Raw genomic sequence first — 20789 nt, 5'->3', positions numbered from 1 at the left:
GCGCAGGCTCGCGCCGATGGTGCCGGTGTGCGTGGCGCCCCGGTAGGAGAGGGTGGCGGGCCGCGGCCGGTCGGTGGGCAAGGTGAGCTCGGGGGGTAGCTCCGCCAGTTCCGACTGCCAGTAGGCGAGTTGGCGGGCCGCGGTCGAGCCGGGATCATGGGCGTCGCCCAGCACGGCCTGCTGCCAGAGCGCGTAGTCGGCGTACTGCACGGTCAGCGGCGTCCACTCGGGCGGTCGCCCGGCCAGCCGGGCGGTGTACGCGGTGACCAGATCCCGCAGCAACGGTCCGAGCGAAACACCGTCGGCGGCGATGTGGTGCACCACGAACACCAGCGTGTGATCGTCGGCGGCGCTGCGCAGCAGCCGCACCCGCAGCGGAATCTCCGCCGCGACGTCGAAACCCTCTGTCGCGCAATCGACAACAGCGCCGGGAACCGCTTCTCCCGGCACCGCCAGCGGCGTGAGGTCGAAGGCCGGGTGCACGGCACGCACTACCTGCGCGGGCCCCGCCGGGGTCTGCGGATATACCGTGCGCAGGATTTCGTGCCGGACCACCAGATCGGTGACCGCCGCCGCCAACGCCGCGACATCGAGCGGTCCGCGGAGCCGCAGTGCCAGCGGGATGTTGTCCACCGCCGCGGTCTGCGCACCCGCGCCGTACCGGTTGAGGAACCACATCCGGCGCTGCGCGGGTGACAGCGGAATCCATTCCGGCCGGTCGCCGGCCACCAGCGGCGGGCGGACCATCGCGCTGCCGTCGCATGCGGCTAGCGCGGCCACCGTCGGGCGATCGAAGAAGTCGCGCACATCCACAGCCATCCCCAGCGCCGCGGATACCCGGGCGACAGCACGGGCCGCCAGCAGTGAATTGCCGCCGAGTGCGAAGAAGTCGTCGTCCGCGCCGACCCGCAGGACACCGAGCAGATCCGCGAAGATCGCGGCCACCTCGCGTTCGCGATCGCCGGCGGGCTCCCGGTATTCGACAACTCCGCCGGTGAATTCGGGCTCCGGCAGCGCGCGCCGGTCCAGCTTGCCGTTCGCGTTGAGCGGCATCTCGTCGAGCACCTGGAGCAGCGACGGCACCATGTACTCGGGCAGTTGCTCACGCGTCTCGTCGAGCAGGCCCGCGGTGTCGAGCGATACGCCCGGGGCCGCCACCACATAGCCGACCAGGTGCGCACCGCCCGCGAAGCGGTGCAGCAGCACTGCCGCCTGGGCGACCTGCCGGCTACGGGACAGTGCCGCCTCCACCTCACCCAGCTCTATCCGCAGACCCCGCACCTTCACCTGGAAGTCGGTGCGCCCCAGGTACTCCAATTCGGCGGGGCCGCCGTCGGGATCGCGCACCCAGCGCGCCAGATCACCGGTGCGGTACATGCGGTCCCCCGGGGCGCCCTGCGGATTCGCCACGAAACGATCAGCGGTCAGCCCCGGACGCCGCACGTAGCCGCGCGCCAGCTGCACGCCCGCCAGATACAACTCGCCGACCACACCGCCGGGCACGGGTCGCAGATTGTCGTCCAGGACAAGGAGTTCGGTGTCGTCGGCGGCGGAACCGATCGGGACCGTCGTGACATCCGCGCCGGTCACCTCGTGTGCGGTGACGTCCACCGCCGCCTCGGTGGGTCCGTACAGATTGTGCAGGGTCGCGCCGCTGACCTCGCGGAACGCGGCCGCCGTCGCCGCGGGCAGCGCCTCACCGGAGGCGAAGACCAGGCGTAGCGACTCCGCGGCCGCCGCCACCAGCGGCTCCGCCACGAACACCGCGAGCATCGAGGGTACGAAATGCGCGACGGTGATACCGGATGCGGCGATCGTGCGGGCGAGGTAGGCGGGATCACGGTGCCCGTCGGGCTCCGCGATCACCAGCCGTGCGCCGATCTGCAACGGCCAGAACAACTCCCACACCGATACGTCGAAGGTGAACGGTGTCTTCTGCAGTACCGCGTCGGTGCCGCACAGCCGGTACACGCGCTGCCGCCACCGCAGGTTCGCCACAATCGAACGATGGGAGACCGCAACGCCTTTCGGCCTGCCGGTCGATCCCGAAGTGAAGATGACGTAGGCGAGATCGTCCGGGTCGAGATCCGGCAACGGTACGGAATCCGTTTGCCCGGTTGCGAACTCGTCGTAACGCAGGACCGGCAAGCCCCCGGGTACAGGCGGTTCGTCGGCGGCGGTGGTGAGGACCAGCACCGGTGCGGCAATCTCCAGCACGTACCGGATACGTTCGGCGGGATGCTCCGGATCGATCGGGACGTACGCGCCACCGGCTTTGACGATCGCGTACATGCCGATCAGCAATTCGAACGACCGGCGCATCGCCAGCCCTACCAGCGCGTCCGGACCCACCCCCGACCGCACCAAGCGCCGGGCCAGCGCATCCACCGCGGCCTCGAATTCGGCGTAGGTCATCGTCGCGCCCCGGTATTCGAGCGCCACCGCGTCCGGGGTCCGGCGCGCCTGCGCCTCGAACTCGCTCACCAGCGTCTCGGCCGGGACGAACGTCGTCGGCAGGACCGGGGCCGCCGCCGTCAACGCATCCTCGACGAGGTCGGCGAGCACCGCGCCCAGTGCGCCGTCGGTCGAGTCCAGCAGCTCGGGCAGCTGACTCGACACCACCACGGACACCAGGACATCCGCGCCGAGACCGCCGCCCATCGCCGCGCTCAAGCTCGAGATCTCGGCGTGCAAGGCCGCGTAGCTGAGCGCGGTGGCGCCGTGGCGCAACGCGATCCGGTCCGGCGTCAGCTCGGCGACCGTGGCGATGAGCCCGGGCAGGTCCTCGATGCCGTACGCCCGGCGTAGCGCCGGATGCGGGCGCGGCTCGACGCGCGCGCCCGGTGCGCTGGATGTGGCCGAATTCCTCTGCGACATCAGCTGTTTCCTTCCGAATCGACAGCGCGCGTAGACCGTGCGACCACGGCGTGCGCGTCGCTGAGCAGGGCGCGCATGGCCCGTGCGAGGCCGGCACCGCCCAGTGCGGCGAGAACACCGGGCACCAGCCCGGCCAGACCGACATTGACCAGGGTTTCGGGCGTCGCCGCCGCACCCATCGCCTTGGCCGCGGTGCCGAGTTTCGCGTCCAGCTCGCGGTAGGACACCGCACGCGCACCGTGGGTGAACGCGATGGTCTCGGGCTCGAAACCCGCGGCGGCGGCGATCAATCCGGGCAAGTCCGCGAGCGTGGGTTCCGGTGGCGCCTGCGCTGTTCGGCCTTGCTCGGCTTCGGTGCGAATGTCGATGGCCCGCAGCGCTGCGGCCGGATTCTCGGCCACCGCGGCGCACACCCGCAGGAAACGTTCACCGTAGAGCCGTATCGTGGCTTCATCGAAAATGTCTGTCGCATAGGCGAACAGCAAATCGAGACCGGAATGCGTGCCGTCGGCGGTGAACCGTTCGACGGCGGTGAGGTGCAGATCGAACTTCGCCTCAGCGAGATCGAGGTCCAGCACCTCGGCCTCGAGACCGGGTAGCGCGAGGGGGCCGGACGCCATGTTCTGGAAGGTGAACAGCACCTGGAACAGCGGAGTGTATGCGCTGGACCGGGTAGCGCCCACAGCGTCGACCACCTGCTCGAACGGCACATCCGCGTGCGACAGCGCGATCGGATTCCGTTCTCCCGCCTGTCGTAGCAGTGCGTCGAACCCGACCCGCGGATCGATATCCGAGCGCAGCACAACGGTATTGACGAACATGCCGATCAGGTCATCGAGATCCCGCGCCCCACGCCCGGCCACCGGCACGCCGATGGCGATATCGGCGCTGCCCGAGAGTTTGGACAACAGCACCGCGAAAGCGGCGTGCAGAACCGTGAACAGCGTGGTCCCGTGTGCACGAGCGAGAGCGGTGAGCCGCGCGGTCAAATCCTCGTCCAAGCCGAATCGCACCGCGGCTCCCGCAGTCTCACGGCGCGCCGGGCGCGCGCGGTCGGCGGGCAAGGCGAGGACTTCCGGCAGGCCGCTCAACTCCGCTGTCCAGTAGGCGATTTGACGGCTCGCCAGGCTGGCCGCGTCGTCGGCGGACCCCAGCAGGGTGCGCTGCCAATCGCTGTAATCCGAGTACTGGATTGCCAGCGGCCGCCATTCGGGAGCCCGGCCCGCGACCCGCGCGGCGTACGCGGCCATCAGGTCCCGAGTCATCGGCGCGATGGAGTATCCGTCCGCACAGATGTGGTGCAGGACGACGAGCAGGATCCATTCCCGGTCGCCCGCGGTTTGATCCAGTTCGAACAGTGCCGCGCGCACCGGAGGCGCGACCGTGATATCGAATCCGGCACCGGTCGACTCGCGAAGCCGCGCCTCGACGTCGTTGCGGGACACTCGGATCGGCCTCAGATCCACCGTCGAGGCCGACGGTGGAACAACGTCCTGTACAGGCCCGTTCCCGGTGTCCGGATAGCGCGTGCGCAGCGTTTCGTGGCGGGCGACCACATCGGCCAGTGCCGCGGTCAGCGCGCCGAGATCCAGCGCACCGGTGAGGCGGACCGCCGCCGGGATGTTGTACGCCGAGGATTCCGGTGCGAGCCGATTGACCACCCACATCCGCTGCTGTGCGGGCGACAACGCGGCGGGCCCGGTGGCGGTGCGGCGGACCAGCGCGGGACGAACCCGAGTCGGATCCAGCCCGGCGAGGGCGCGTGCCAACGCCGCGACCGTCGGCGCCTCGAACACCGCGGCCACCGGTACCTGTATGCCCAGGGCCGCGCCGAGGCGGGCGCTGAGCTTGGTCGCGAGCAGCGAGTTGCCGCCCAGCGCGAAGAAGTCGTCGTCGAGACCTACCTGTTCGCAGCCGATGACCTCGGTGCACGCGGCGGCGACCAGCCGCTCCAATTCGGTTGCCGGAGCCCGGAACCCGGTTTCGGAAAACACCGGCTCCGGCAGGTGCGCGCGATCGACTTTGCCGTTCGCGGTCAACGGCAGCGCATCGAGCACCACCACGGCGGCGGGCACCATGTAGCCCGGCAACACCGCCGCCACCGCCGACCGCAGGTCGGCACCCAGGCCCGGCGACGCCTGGTCACCGGCTTCCACATAGGCCACCAGTCGTGTCCCACGATGAGCGACCGCGACGGCGGCGCGGACCCGGGGCAGCCGCCGCAGCGCGGACTCGACCTCACCGAGCTCGATCCGGAACCCGCCGATCTTGACCTGGAAGTCGGCCCGCGCCAGGTACTCCAGCGTCCCGTCGGCCCGCCACCGGACGATGTCACCGGTGCGATACATCCGCCCAGCCCCCGCGAACGGGTCCGCGACGAACCGATCCGCCGTCAGCCCGGATCTGCCGTGGTACCCCCGGGCCACCTGCGCACCAGCCAGATACAGCTCTCCGGCCACACCCACCGGCACCGGCCGCAACCGCCGATCCAGCACGTACACCCGGCTGTTCCAGACGGGCGCGCCGATCGAAACCGTATGCACCGGCGCGGCCGAAACCTCAGCGGCAGTGATCGACACCGCCGCCTCGGTCGGCCCGTAGAGATTGAACAGCCGCGCACCCCGAATTCCCGCACAGGTATCCCCAGGCTTGCGTACAGGCAGCGCGCCGCTGCCGCGTCCGATGTCCGCGGTCCCACTCGGTATCAAATCCCGATACGCCGCGGATCGCGCGGTCGGCCTGCGCCGGGCGCGACACAGGAAGTCCACGGCTGTCGCCGGCGGCAGGGCCTCACCGATGGCGAGCACCTGGCGCAGGGTGGCGGGCAGGGGCGCGTCCGTGGCGAGCAGCATCCCGATCAGCGAGGGCACCGCGTGCAGCACGGTGACGCCGTGCCGCGCCATCAACTCGCGCAGGCGTTCGGGTTCGCGCTCGGTACCGGGCGGAGTGACCACGAGGCGGCCGCCGGTTACCAGCGGAGACCAGAACTCCCAGACCGACAGGTCGAAGGTGGCTGGTGTCTTCAGCAGCACGCAGTCGTTGCCCGACAGCGCGAATTGGTCACGCAGCCAGAGCAATTGGTTGACGATCGCCGAGTGCGGGACGGTGACGCCCTTCGGCACACCGGTCGAGCCGGAGGTGAAGATCACGTAGGCGGGATGTTCGCGCCGTAGCGGGCGCAGCCGTTCATCGTCCCGGATCGGATCGGCCGCGAAGCCGTCGAGTGCTAGTCGATCGACTTCCCAGGCGGGTACCGCGGTCTCGATGGGCAGACCGTCGCGCGCGGTGGTGAGTACGCAGGCGGGCGCGGCGGTGCGGAAGATGTGGCCGATCCGGTCGGCCGGATGGTCCGGGTCGATCGGGACGTACGCACCGCCCGCGCGCACCACCGCGTACATGGCGACGACAAGTTCCACCGAGCGCCGCATGGCGAGGACGACCGTGACTTCCGGGCCGACGCCCGCACCGATCAGCTTGCGGGCCAGACGGTTCACCGCGGCATCGAAATCCCGGTAGCTGAGCCAGTTCTCGGTGGTCGCGTCGACGAGCGCTTCCGCGTGCGGCGAACGAGCGACCTGTGCGTCGATGAGATCCGCGAGCGTGACCGGTTCGACCGGGTGCGCGGTGCGGTTCCACTCGTCGAGCAGCCGGGTGCGCGCGATCGGGCCGAGTAGGTCCAGGTCGCCCACCACGGTTTCCGGTTGCGCCACAACCGCTTCGAGGACCCGGCGCAGCTGATCCGCCATGCGCTGCGCGGTCGCGGTCTCGAACAGGTCGGTCGCGTAGCCGAGCGCGAGTTCGATGCCCGCCGCGGTGCCGTCGGGACCATAGTTGTCGACGGCGAACAGATGCAGGTCGAATTGCGAGACACCGCTGTCGAATTCGAGCGGACGCACCTCGAGGCCGGGCAGACACAGCTCCCCGCGCTCGTGATTCTGGAACGAGTAGCCCACCTGGAACAAGGGGTGACGCGCGGTCGATCGCTCCGGGTTCAGCACTTCGACCAGCCGCTCGAACGGCACATCGGCCTGTGCGAACGCCGCGATGTCGCCGGTACGAGTGCGGGCGAGCAGGTCGGCGAAGGTCTCCGCGTCCTCGACCCGGGTGCGTAACACCAGAGTGTTGACGAACATGCCGATCACGTCGTCCAGTTCGGTGGCCCCGCGTCCGGCGATGGGGGTGCCGACCGCGATGTCACCGGTACCCGACAACCGGCTGAGCAGGGCCGCGAACGCGGCGTGCAGCACCATGAACAGTGTTGCGCCGCTGCGTCGGCCGAGCCCGATCAGCGCGGTGTGCAGTTCGGCGTCGATCCCGAGGACGACCTTCGCGCCGCGCGCACTCTGCCGAGCCGGTCGCGGATGATCGGCGGGCAGCGCCAGTTGGTCGGGCAGCCCGGCCAGCGCCTCGGCCCAGTAGACGAGCTGACGTGCCGCCGGGGTTCCCGGCTCGTCCTCGGCACCGAGCCACCGTCGTTGCCACAGTGCGTAATCGGCGTACTGAACAGCCAGCGGAGTCCACGCGGGGACGGCGCCGTCGAGGCGGGCTGTGTAGGCGGTCATGAGATCGCGGACGAACGGCGCGCTGGACGAGCCGTCGGCGGCGATGTGATGCAGAACGGCCGCGAGCACGAATTCCGTCGCACCGACGCGAAACAGTTCGATGCGCACCGGAACTTCCGTCGTGACGTCGAAGGTCGTGGCGGCCAGCAGCCGGAGCTGTTCCGGCAGTGCGGTTTCCGTGCTGTGCACCGGCTGGAGGTCCGGAACCGCCCGCACCGCGGGCACGATCACCTGCGTCGCCGCGCCGTCCACCTCGGGATACCGGGTGCGCAGCGTTTCGTGCCGGCCGATCACATCGGCGACCGCCGCCCGCAGCGCGGCGATATCCAAGGGACCGGACAGCCGCAGCGCGATCGGGATGTTGTAAGCGATCGACCCGCTGTCGAACCTGTTCAGGAACCACATCCGCTGCTGCGCGGGTGACAGCGGCAGCGGATCGGGCCGCGCCCCGGCGACCAGGGCGGGCCGGGCTTCCTCGGTGCTCGCCATGACCAGAGCCGCGAGATCGGCGACGCGGGATGCCTCGAACAGGGCGCGGACCGAGACGGTGCGGCCCAGTGCGGCACCGATCCGGGCCACCGCTTTGGCGGCGAGCAGGGAACTCCCGCCGAGGCCGAAGAAGTCGTCGTCCACACCCACGCGTTCGGCGATATCGAGGACTTCGGCGAACACTCCGGCGACGATCTCCTCCGCCGGGGTGCTCGGCGCACGATAGGTCGTCGTCTCGAAGACCGGAGCGGGCAGCGCCGCGCGATCCAGTTTTCCGTTGATGGTCAACGGAATTCGCTCCAACGTGACGATGGCGGACGGCACCATGTGCTCGGGCAGCACCCGGCCCAGGTCCTTGCGCAACCGTGCGATGTCGAGGTCAGCGGCGACCACATAGGCCACCAGCCGCGGTTCGTCGGCCAGATCGGCCCGGACCACCACCGCCTCCCGCACGGTCGAGGCGGTGCCGAGCAGGGCCGCCTCGATCTCGCCGGGTTCGATCCGGAAGCCACGCAAATTCACCTGTTGATCGGCGCGGCCCAGGTATTCGAGGTCGCCGGTGGCGGTCCAGCGGGCCAGGTCACCGGAGCGGTAGGCGAGCGTCCCGGCCGGGCCGTAGGGGTCGGCGACGAATCTGCCCGCGGTGAGCGCGGGACGTCCGAGATAGCCGCGCGCCAATTGCGCACCGGAGACATAGATCTCGCCGGGCACGCCGACCGGCACCGGACGCAGCCGCGTGTCGAGTACGCGCAGAGCCAAACCCGGTATAGCGCAGCCGATTACGCTCGCCGAACCGGTCGCGCGGGGGATCGGCCGGTAGGACACGTGCACCGTGGTTTCGGTGATGCCGTACATGTTCACCAGCCGCGGCCGGTCCGGATACCGCTCGAACCAGGAGGCCAGCCGCTGCGGTTCCAGTGCTTCACCACCGAAGATCACTGTGCGCAAGCGGTATTCGGCGGGTTCCGCGCCGGCGTCCGCCGCGATCAGCTGATAGAACGCCGACGGCGTCTGATTCAGCACCGTCACGCGCTCGGCCACCAGCAGGTCCCGGAACTGGAGTGGTGACCGCGCGGTGTAGTAGTCGACGACGATCACCCTGCCGCCGTGCAGCAGCGCGCCCCACAGTTCCCACACCGAGAAGTCGAAGGCGTACGAGTGGAACATGGTCCACACATCCGACGCGCCGAAGCCGAAGTGGCGCTGGGTGTTGTCGAACAGTCGCAGCACATTCCGGTGCGGCACGACGACGCCCTTCGGCCGCCCGGTGGAGCCGGAGGTGTAGATGACATAGGCGGCGTGCGCCGGCCGCAACGGCGCCCGGCGATCGGCGTCGGACAGCGGTGCGCGGTCGAAGGTGTCGAGCTCGGTGGCGTCCAGGTCGATCACCGGACCGCCGAACCAGTCGCGCGCCAGCCCGGCCGCGGCACTGCTGATCGCGCACACCGGACGGGCGTCGTCGAGCAGGTACTCGATCCGATCGGCGGGATAATTCGGATCGATGGGCAGGTAGCCGCCGCCCGCCTTGAGCACCGCGAGCAGGGCGACGAGCAGTTCCACGGCGCGCGGAAGCGCTACCGCCACCAGCATTTCCGGACCCACCCCGGCGGCTACCAACTTGCGCGCGAGCTGGTTGGATCGGGTGTCCAGCTCCCGATAGGTGAGTTCGATTTCCCCGGCCCGAACCGCGACGGCCGCGGGGTCGAGCAGCGCGGCGCGCGCGAACCGATCCGCGAGCGTTTCCCGCGCCTCGGCGCTCTCGACGCGCTCGCCCGCCCACTCGTGCAGTGCCCGCTGCTGCTCCTCCCCGCTGAGCAATTGGATATCCCCGACCACGACGGTCGCGTCGGCGGCGATGGCGGCCAATACCTGGGTGAATCGCCTGGCGAGCACGGCGATGGATTCGGCATCGAAAAGGTCGACGGCGTAGGTGATCTCGATGTCCATACCGTCGGCTCGGCCGTCCGCGTCGTCGGCTTCCAGCACGGTGAACTGCAGATCGAATTCGGCTGGCGGGCCGTTCATTTCGAGCGGAGTGGCAGTGAGGTCGGCGAGCTCCAGCCGAGGCAGCGCGAAGTTCTGGAAGGTCAGCGCCACCTGGAACAGCGGATGGCGGTTCCGGGCGCGGGCCGGTGTGAGCACCTCGACCAGGCGATCGAACGGAATGTCGGCGTGCGAGAGGGCGGCCAGGTCCTGGGCCCGCACCGAATCGAGCAGGGTCTCGAAACGGGCCCGGGGATCGATCCGCGTGCGCAACACGAGCGTATTGACGAACATGCCGACGAGCTGATCCAGGACAGCCGCACCCCGACCGGCCACCGGGGTGCCGATCGCGATATCGCCACTGCCGGACAGACGGGCCAGCAGCACCGCCAGCGCGGCGTGCACGGTACTGAACAGTGTCGCTTCCCGCTTGCGGGCCAGTTCGCGCAGCTCACCGTGCAGGTCGGAATCGATCCGCAGACGGTGGGTCGCCCCGCGGTAGGTGGTCTCGGCCGGGCGTGGACGGTCGGTGGGCAATTCGAGCTGGTCCGGCAACCCGGCCAAGGCACGCCGCCAGAATTCCAGCTGCTGATGCGCGGCGGTGCCCGGTTCGGTGTCGGTGCCGAGTATTTCGGCCTGCCAGAGGGTGTAGTCGGCGTACTGGACCGGCAGCGCGTCCCACTCGGGCGGCGCGCCCGCACGACGGTTCGCGTAGGCGGTGATGAGGTCGCGCGCCAGCGGAGCGAGCGAAAAGCCGTCTGCGGCAATGTGATGCAGGACCAGCAACAGCACGTGTGCGTCGGCGTCGGCGTCAGCGAGATCGAACAGATGCGCTCGAATCGGTGCCTCCCGACCGAGGTCGAACGTCCTTGCCACGCAACGGCTCAGCTGTTCCGCCAGGTCGGCCGACGGAATCTCGAGGCTGCGCAGCCCGGCCCCGACCTGCCCCGGCGGCAGGACCACCTGCTCCGCACCGTCGGCGCTCTCGCGATAGATCGTCCGCAATGTCTCGTGCCGGGCGATCACATCGCCGAACGCGGCCGACAGTGCCGGGACGTCCAGTGGCCCGGTAAGGCGCAGCGCGACCGGAATATGGTTCACCGCGTCGCCGGGTCCCGCCGCGGCGCTGCCGGTCAGGAAACGGTGCAGGAACCACATCCGCTGCTGCGCGGCCGACAACGGAATCCGCTGGGGCCGCTGCCGCGCTGACAACGCCGGGCCTCCACTCCCCTGCCGCGCCACGGCCCGAGCCGTCAGCTCGGCGACCGTCGGCGCTTCGAACAGCGTCCGGACCGGTAGCCGCGCGTCCAATGCGGCCCCGACCCGGGCTACCACCTGGGTCGCGGTGAGCGAGTTGCCGCCCAGCGCGAAGAAATCGTCATCCAGACCGACCCGACGGCCGCGCAGCGCCAGGACCTCGGCGTAGATCGCCGCCACGGCTGCTTGCGCAGCGGTGACCGGAGCCCGGAAGCCGGTGCGCACGACAGCCGGGGCAGGCAACGCCTGCCGATCGAGCTTGCCGGAGGCATTCAACGGGAACTCGCGCAGGACGGTAACCACCGACGGGACCATGTAGGAGGGCAACGCCCGTGCCGCGGTCGCGCGTACGACCTCCGGCAGTCGCGGATCGGCGACAGCGGACGGCGCAGCCGTGACGTAGGCGACCAACTGGTCACCGTGCGAGGTGCCGGCAACGCGTGCGGCAGCCTGCGCGACACCCGGTATCGCGGTCAGCACCGCTTCGATCTCACCCAGTTCGATCCGCTGCCCGCGCAGCTTCACCTGAAAGTCCGTGCGCCCCAAGTACTCCAGCTCACCGTCGTTACGCCACGCGACCAGGTCGCCGGTCCGGTACATGCGTCGACCGGTCGCGAAGGGGCTGGCGACGAACCGTTCTCCGGTCAAGTCCGGGCGGCCCACATAGCCGCGCGCGAGCTGCGCGCCAGCCAGGTACAACTCGCCGGGCACACCCACCGGAACCGGGCACAACCGGCTGTCCAGCACAAGCACCTCGGTGTTGAATACCGGTGCACCGATCGGAACAGTATGTGCGTCGGTGTCGTTCACCTCGTGACTGGTGACATCGACGGCGGCTTCGGTCGGACCGTACAGGTTGTGCACCCGGGCCCCGGTCAGCCGGCGTAGCGCGTGCGCGGGTCCGGGCGGCAGCGCCTCGCCCGAGGCGAAGACCAGTCGCAGCGAAACACACCGCGCGACAGCGGGTTCCGCGACGAACACCGAGAGCATCGACGGCACGAAGTGCGCCACGGTGACGCACGCCCGCGTGATCGTCTCGGCCAGATAGCCCGGGTCCCGGTGTCCCTCCGGTTTCGCGATCACCAGCCGCGCACCGACCTGCAAGGGCCAGAACAACTCCCACACCGACACATCGAAGGTGACCGGCGTCTTCTGCAACACCACATCGCCCGCCGTCAGCCCATAGGCGGCCTGCATCCACACCAGCCGGTTGACGATCGCCCGATGGGAAATCGCGACGCCTTTCGGCTTGCCCGTCGACCCGGAGGTGAACAGCACATACGCGAGATTCCCGGGGCAGAGGGAACCGAGCCGTTCCGCGTCCGACAGCGGTGCGTCGGAATACCCGGCGGTGTCGGCCTGGTCCACCTCCAGCACGGTCCACGTTCGCGACCAGTCCGCGGCGGCAGCCGGATCCAGTCCGTCGCCGCGGCTCAGCACACAGACCGGTGCCACGGCCGCCAGCACGTGCGCGGTCCGCTCCGCCGGATGCTCCGGATCCACCGGCACGTACGCGGCGCCCGCGACCAGCACCGCGTGGACCGCGACCAGCAGATCCAGCGACCGCGGCAGCGCCACGGCCACGGCGCTGTCCGGTCCGGCTCCCAGGGAAATGAGCAGCCGCGCCAACCGGTGCACGCGGCGCGCGAACTCGGCATAGGTGAGCTCGTCGCCCTCGAACGAGACCGCGATCGCCGCTGGGCTCCGGGCCGCCTGTGCTTCGAACATCGACACGAGCGTCGCGGCCGGATCCACCGCGTGTGCCGTGGCGTTCCACGTCTCGAGCACCAGTTCGCGTTCGACCGGTGACAACAATTCGATCGCGCCGACCGCCCGCCCCGGCTCGGCGCACACCCCGTCCAGCACGCGCCGCAATCGCCGCGCGAACGAGGCGACCGTGCCACTGTCGAACAGATCGGTCGCGTACTCGAACACCGCGCCGAGTCCGGCCGCCGTCTCCCGGATCGTCAGCTGCAAGTCGAATTTCGCTGAGCGGGTGTCGATCTCCATCTGCGCCACCTCGAGCCCGGCGAGGGCGAGTGGAGCCTGGGCGGTGTTCTGGAAGTCCAACATCACCTGGAACAGCGGATGACGCGCCGCCGTGCGTTCCGGTTCCAGCACCTCCACCAGTCGCTCGAACGGGACATCCGCGTGCGCGAACGCCGTCAGATCCCGATCCCGCACCGCCGCGACCAGGTCGGCGAAAGACAACTCGGGGCGCACCTCGGTCCGCAACACCAGCGTGTTGACGAACATCCCGACGAGTTCGTCCAGTCGTTCATGCCCGCGTCCGGCGACCGGCGTGCCGATCGAAATGTCCTGCTGTGCCGACAGTTTCGAGAGCAGCACCGCCAACGCGGCATGCAGCACCATGAACAGCGAGGCGTTCGTGCTCTCGGCCAGCGCACGCAATCGCCGATGGGTCCGCGCCGGAATGTCGAACGCGTACCGCGCGCCCCGGCCCGACGCCGCCGCGGGCCGCGGCCGGTCGGCGGGCAGCGCGAGTACTTCGGGCAGATCGGCCAGCGCGTCGGTCCAGTATCGAATCTGTTCGGCTACAACTGAATCCGGATCCGACTCGCTGCCGAGCGTCGCGCGCTGCCACATCGTGTAGTCGGCGTACTGCACCGGCAGCGGCGTCCAGCTCGGTGCCTGCCCCGCACACCGCGCCGCGTACGCGCACATCAGGTCCCGAGTCAACGGCGCGATCGACCAGCCATCCGCCGCGATGTGGTGCATCACCACGACGAGCACATGCACCTCGCCGGTGGCTCGTTCCGCCGCGGGCGATGGCGGACACACGGCCGCCGCACCCGGCGGATCGTCGGGCGGTACAGCCGGAGCAGCGATCCCTGCTCCGGCATCGGCCAGGTCGCCGCTACGCAGCAGCGCCAACCGGATCGGCGCCGCATCCTGCACCGCGAAAGGCGCCGCGGCGAAAGTCCGTATCCACTCGGACAATTCAGCGGCCACGATGATCCGAGGATCGAGGTCGACGCGCACCTGGTCGGCAGCGAGCACTTCTTGATACGGAATGCCTTCCACCGCTGGGTATCTCGTGCGCAGCGCCTCGTGCCGAGCGAGGACATCCGTGACCGCCGCGACCAATGCCGCACGGTCGAGCGCACCGGTTAGCCGCACCGCCGTGGCGAGATTGTTGGCCGAAGCCTGTCCGTCGTACTGGTTCAGGAACCACATGCGCTGCTGGGCATAGGACAGCGGAACCCGCTCCGGCCGGGCACCGGCCACCAGGGGCGCGCCGGTCCGCGCCGTACCGGCGCCGGGCAGTTGGGCGGCCAGCGCACCCACGGTCGGGTACTCGAACAGGATGCGCACCGGCACCTCGGCCCCGAGCGTGCCGGCGATCCGAGCCACGATCTGGGTGGCGACCAGCGAATTGCCGCCGAGGGCGAAGAAGTCGTCGTCCAAGCCGGCCTGCGCGACGCCGAGGACCTGACCGAATACCTCGGCGACGATCCGTTCCGCATCGGTCCGCGGCGCTCGAAACGCTCGGTCCGCCAAGACGGGGTCCGGCAGGGCGTTCCGGTCCAATTTGCCCGAGCTGGTCAACGGCACCGTATCGAGCGCCACGTACGCCGACGGCACCATGTATGACGGCAGCACCGCTCGTAGCCGCTGCTCCAGCGTGGTGGGCAGATTCGCCCCGAGACCGGATTCCACGTACGCGACCAGCATTTCGCCCGCGGCACCGGCGTATATCCGCACCGCTGCCGCCCGCACCTCCGGTATCGCCCGCAGCGCCGCTTCGATCTCACCGAGTTCGATGCGCTGTCCCCGCAACTTCACCTGAAAATCACTGCGCCCCAAGTACTCCAGCGCGCCTTCTCGATCGCGCCGCACCAGATCGCCCGTCCGGTACATCCGCGTACCCGCCGGCCCGTAGGGGTCGGCCACGAACCGCTCGGCGGTCAGCTCCGGTCGCCCGTGATACCCGCGCGCCAGTTGCACACCGGCCAGGTACAGCTCCCCGATCACCAGATCCGGCACCGGGCGCAGCCGCTCGTCGAGCACCAGGGCCCGGTTACCCTCGACCGGACGACCGATCGGCGCGGGACCGAGCGCCGCGCTGTCGACCGGAGCGTGCGTCGCGTGCACCGTGAATTCCGTCGGCCCGTACAGGTTGTACAGCCGTGCGGCGCAGATCTCCGCGAACCCGGCGGCGGCAGCACCGGTCATCGCCTCTCCGGCCACCAGGACCGTCCGCAACGAGGCGATCCGGTCGGCGTGCACCGCGGCCGCGAACACCGACAGCATCGACGGCACGAACGAGGTCATGGTCACCTCGTGCGCGTCGATGGTCGCCGCGAGATAGGCGCTGTCGCGGTGCCCCGTATGCTCGGCGACCACCAACCGCGCCCCGGACACCAACGGCGCGAACAACTCCCAGACCGACACGTCGAATGTCGCGGGCGTCTTGAACAACACCACATCGGCCGCGCCGACACCGTACTCCGCGGTGAGCCATCGAATCTGGTTGGCCAGCGCATCGCGCTGTACCGCGACCCCTTTCGGAATTCCGGTCGACCCCGACGTGAAGATCACGTAGGCGGTGTTGCTTCCCCGCACCGGTCGCAGGCGCTCCGCGTCGGCCAGCGGTTCATCCGAATACCTCGCGGCGTCAACGGAATCGACCTCGAGAACCAGTGCCTCCGCCCCCGCGGTGCCGCCCACCCATCCATCGACCGAACGGGTCAGCACACAGACCGGCGCGGCGGTGCACACCACTCGCGCGAGCCGGGCCGGAGGCTGGTCCGGATCGACCGGAACGTAGGCCCCACCGGTGGTGAGCACGGCATACGCGGCGATGACGAACTCCGCCGAACGGCGCATGCTCAGGATGACCGTCGCCTCCGGTCCGACACCGACCTCGATCAGCCGCCGGGCCAGCCGGTTCACCTCGCCCGCGAAGTCCGCGTAGGTCAGTGTCCGGTCGGCATCGATCAGCGCGACCGCGTCCGGGGTCCGGCGCACCTGCGCCGCGAAGTCCTCGAGGACATCGCCACCCGCGCTCGGCACGCACGGCGCATACCCCGCCGCGAGGGCGCGCACCCGCGCTGTGGCATCGAGCAGCGGCAGATCACCGACCGGAATTTCGACATCTTCGACCGCCGCGCGCAGCAGCACCGTGAACCAGCGCGCGAACTCCGCGACCGTCGTCTCATCGAACAGATCGGTGGCATAGGAGAACTCGGCGGGAACCTCCGCCGGTGCCGAACCTTCCCTGTGCCCGGCACCGGCGAAGCCGTCAGTGACCGTGAGTTGCAGATCGAACTTGGTCACTCCGGTGTTCACACTACTGGTGGAGACCGACAAGGCGGGCAAATCGAAACGGATTGCCGCCGCGGTATCGATGGCGAGCATGACTTGGAACAGCGGATGCCGGGCCCGGGAGCGGGCCGGGTTGAGGGCCTCGACCAGCTGCTCGAATGGCAACTCGGCGTGCTCGAAGGCAGCGAGATCGGTGTCACGCACCTGCCGCAGCAGTGCGGAGAACGGCGCGGCGGGGTCGATCGACGTGCGCAGCGCCAGGGTGTTCACGAACATGCCGATGAGTTCGTCCAGCGCCCGGTCGCCCCGGCCCGCGACCGGCGTGCCGATGACGATGTCGGCGCTGCCCGACACCCGGGACAGCAGCGCCGCGAAACCGGCGTGCAGCACCATGAACGGTGAGACGCCTTGGCGCTGGGCGAGTTCGGCGATCGCGGCGACCAACGGGGCCGCCAGCTCGAACCGGTACACCCCACCGCGACCGGAAGCGATCGCGGGCCGCGATCGGTCGGCGGGCAGATCCAGCTGATCCGGCGCACCGGCCAGCGCCTCGGTCCAAAACTCCAGTTGCCGGGACAGCAGCGACTCCGGATCACCGGCCGCACCGAGTAGTTCCCGCTGCCACAGGCTGTAATCCGCGTACTGCACCCGCAGCGGCGTCCACCGCGGCGCGTGGCCGGACAGCCTCGCACGGTAGGCGACCATCACATCCCGTGCCAGCACGGGCAGCGAAAGACCGTCCGCGGCAATGTGATGCAGCACCAGCGCGAGCGCCCAGCTGCCATCGCCGACCGTGTAGATGCGGGCCCGGATCGGGATCTCACATTCGAGATCGAAACCGGCGGCCGCGAAGGCCGCCAGTCGTCCGTCGAGCGCCTCGGCCTCGACCGCGACCGGCTCACCGATCAACACCGTCTCCAGCAGCACCACCTGCTGGGCGAAATCGGCGTCGGATCCGTCGACCGCCGGGAAGACCGTCCGCAGCACCTCGTGCCGCGCCACCACGTCCTGCAACGCCGCACGCAGCGCATCCACGTCGACGGGGCCGCGCATCCGTACGACGAACGGCATGTTGTAATCCGCGCCGCCCTCGAACCGGTTCAGAAACCAGATGCGCTGCTGGGCCGGTGACAGTGGAACCAGCGGCGGCCGCGGCCGTGACCGCAAAGGCACGACATCGCCGCCGCCGATTCCCTCGGCCCGCTCGATCAGTCCGGCGAGTTCGGCCACCGTACCGGCACCGAACAATTCCCGGACTCCGAGCCGGCATCCCAGGTCGGCGCCCAACCGCGCCGCGACCTGGGTGGCCGTCAAACTGTTGCCGCCCGAGGCGAAGAAATCGTCGTCGCGACCGACCCGCTCCAGGCCGAGTACCTCGCCGAAGACGCGCGCCACCGCGTGCTCGACCGGCGTCACCGGAGCCCGGTATACCGCGGCGACACGGTCGGGAGCGGGCAACGCGGCCCGATCCAGTTTTCCGGAGGCGTTCACCGGCAGGGCGTCGAGCACTACGAACGCGGCGGGCACCATGTAGCCGGGGAGCGCGCGAGCGGCAGCGGCCCGCAACCGCTCCACCTCGACCGAGCCCGGCACAGCCGCCACCGCATAGGCGACCAGCTGTTCGTCGCGCAGCACGACGACGGCGCGCAGCACCGAATCGACCGCCTCGAGCACCGTTTCGATCTCGCCCAGCTCGATCCGCAACCCACGCAGCTTGACCTGGAAGTCGGTGCGCCCCAGGTACTCCAGTTCTCCGCGTGGTGTCCAGCGGACCAGATCGCCGGTGCGGTACATCCGCTCGCCGGGATCGAACGGGTCGGCCACGAAACGCTCGGCGGTCAGCGCGGGCCGCGCCACATAACCCCGGGCGAGCTGTACCCCCGACAGATACAGCTCACCCGGAGCACCGACCGGGACCGGCCGAAGACCGCTGTCCAGGACGTACACCCGGGTGTTGAACACGGGCGCGCCGATCGGCACCGCGAGGGTGTCGGCGTCGGTCACCTCATGGCAGGTGACATCGACCGCGGCCTCGGTGGGACCGTACAGGTTGTGCAATCGGGCGCCCGTCAGCACCCGGAGTCGCTGCGCGAGTGCGCCGGGCAGCGCCTCGCCGGAGGCGAACACCATCCGCAGGCCGGTGTCCGGCAGGGGCTCCGGCCGGGCCAGGAACAGCTCCAGCATGGACGGCACGAAATGCGCGGTGGTGACGCCGTATTCGGCGATTGCCGCGCGCAGATAACCGGGATCCCGGTGCCCGTCCGGCGTCGCCAGTACCAGGGTGGCGCCGATCTGCAACGGCCAGAAGAACTCCCACACCGACACATCGAAGGTGGCGGGCGTCTTCTGCAACACGACATCGTCGGGCCGGAGCCGGTAGGCCCGCTGCATCCAGACGAGCCGGTTCACGATCGCCGCGTGACTGACCGCCACCCCTTTCGGCAGGCCGGTCGAACCGGAGGTGAAGATAACGTACGCCGGGTGCGCGGGCCGCAGCGCCGCACGGCGTTCCCGCTCCCACACCGGCCCGTCCGCGTATCCCGCCAGATCCAGGTCATCGAGCAGGAGCACGCCCGGAACGCCCTGCGGCGCATCGTGTTCTGTCGCCAGCACACACGACGGGCGCGCCGTCTCCAGAATGTGCGCGGTCCGATCGGCCGGATGATCCGGATCCAACGGCACATAGGCCGCCCCGGCCGCAAGGATCGCGTACATCGCGACGACCGCGTCCACCGACCGCCGCATATGCACGGCGACGAAGGTCTCCGGTCCGGCCCCGCGCTCGATCAGGTAGCGCGCCAGCCGATTACTGCGCCCGGCCAGCTCCCGATAGCTCACCGCGACCGGCCCGGACCGCAGCGCGACGGCGTCGGGCGACCGTGCCGCCTGCGCCTCGAACATCGAAACCAGGGTCGCCACACCACGACCCGGCAGCTCGAACTCCGTCGCGTTCCACAGCCGGGTGCTCACCTCGACTTCCAGCTCGGTCGCCACGTCGACGGCGCCCAGCGGTGTGTCCGGCCCGGCCGCCACCAATCGCTCCAGATACCGCAGGAACCGCGTGTGATGGCGCGCCAGGTCCTCGGCCTCGTACAGATTCGGATTCGCCTCGAAATCGACGTGCACGCGGTCGCGGTCGCCGTAATAGACGTTGAGACTCAAATCCTCCACCGGGCCGGTGGACAGCACGTGATACCGCCCGACGGTGTCGCCCAGCGTCAGATCCCGCTGGAACAGCATGATGTTGGCCAGCGGCCCGAACAGCGCCCGGCGCGCCGGACGCCCGTCGCGCGCGGCGTCACGCCGGATGTCCTCGTGCCGGTACCGCTGATGCCGCAACGCCCCGGCCAGCTCGACCCGCGTCGCCCGCAGCGCCTCCGCCCAGCGCACCGCGCGTCCCACCCGCACCCGCAACGGCACGATATTCGACAGCATCCCCGCCGAACGCCGCATCACCGCGGTGGTCCGCGCGGTCACCGGCAGGCTGAGCACCACATCGGCACGGTCGGTGAACCGGCCCAGGTAGCTCGCGAACGCCGCGAGCAGCACCACGGCGATGGTCGAATCCTGCTCGGCCGCAAGCGTGTTCATGCGCTCGGCCAGATCTTCCGGCAGGGCCCGGCCGACGATCAGATTGGCCGCCGCCCGCGGCGCGGTACGTCCGTCGAGGCTGGTGACCGCGTCCAGCCCGGCCACCCGCTGTGCCCAGTGCGCCCGGTCCGCCTCGAACCGGGAACTCGCCCGATAGTCCAGCTCACCGCGCACCAGCTCGGTCAGCGGCGCGGGCCGCACCGGCGTCACCTCGGTGCCGAGTACCCGTGCGGTGTAGCGCTCGGCCACCCGCATGGTGTTGGTCAGCGCGCCGTATCCGTCGAGCACCAGGTGATGTGCCCGCGTATACCAGAACCAACGCTGCGCACCGACCCGCAGGATCGCCCCCGCGAACAGTCGATCGCGGACCGGATCCAGGGGTGCGCTCGCCTCCGCCCGCATCCAATCCCGCGCCGCGGCAGCCGGATCCGCCGCCCGCCGGAAGTCGATCAGCGGCATGTCGACCGCGAGTCCTGGATCGAAGCACTGATACGGAACACCGTCGGATTCGCCGAGCCGGACCATCGTGGACTGGTACTCCAGCGTCGCCTCGCGCAATGCGCGCCGTAGCGCCGCCACATCCAGTTCACCGCGGACATCGACGTACTGGGCGATCGTGATGGGGACCTCGGGCTCGAGCAACTGCGCGTACCACAGGCCGAGTTGCGCGGGGGCGAGCGGAAAGCGCTCCGGGCCAGCCGGTTCGGGCGTGCGTTCGCCCAACTCCATACCGGGCACCAT

At 69.9% G+C, this 20789-nt stretch carries 2 protein-coding genes (1 of these 2 only partly in view); both read right to left on the bottom strand.

The features are described 5' to 3' along the window. Positions 1–2877 carry the 5' end (the start) of a non-ribosomal peptide synthetase gene (locus BJ987_RS09180; protein WP_209886821.1) on the bottom strand. Its footprint begins 22587 nt before the window's first position, so 2877 of the gene's 25464 nt are visible here — the first part of the coding sequence; the start codon lies at positions 2875–2877; its stop codon lies beyond the left edge, outside the window. Next, positions 2877–20789 (bottom strand): non-ribosomal peptide synthase/polyketide synthase, encoded by a 17913-nt coding sequence (locus BJ987_RS09175; protein ID WP_209886818.1) that lies wholly within the window; start codon positions 20787–20789, stop codon positions 2877–2879. Before BJ987_RS09175 ends, BJ987_RS09180 begins: the two co-directional genes overlap by 1 nt.

Source organism: Nocardia goodfellowii, assembly GCF_017875645.1.
Classification (GTDB): domain Bacteria; phylum Actinomycetota; class Actinomycetes; order Mycobacteriales; family Mycobacteriaceae; genus Nocardia; species Nocardia goodfellowii.
Note: the sequence above shows the minus strand (reverse complement) of the source record. Positions and strands in the feature narration are given on the sequence as shown.

Excerpts from the sequence above, each read along its gene's own strand:
- BJ987_RS09175 (WP_209886818.1), bottom strand. The coding sequence starts at position 20,789 with ATGGTGCCCGGTATGGAGTTGGGCGAACGCACGCCCGAACCGGCTGGC.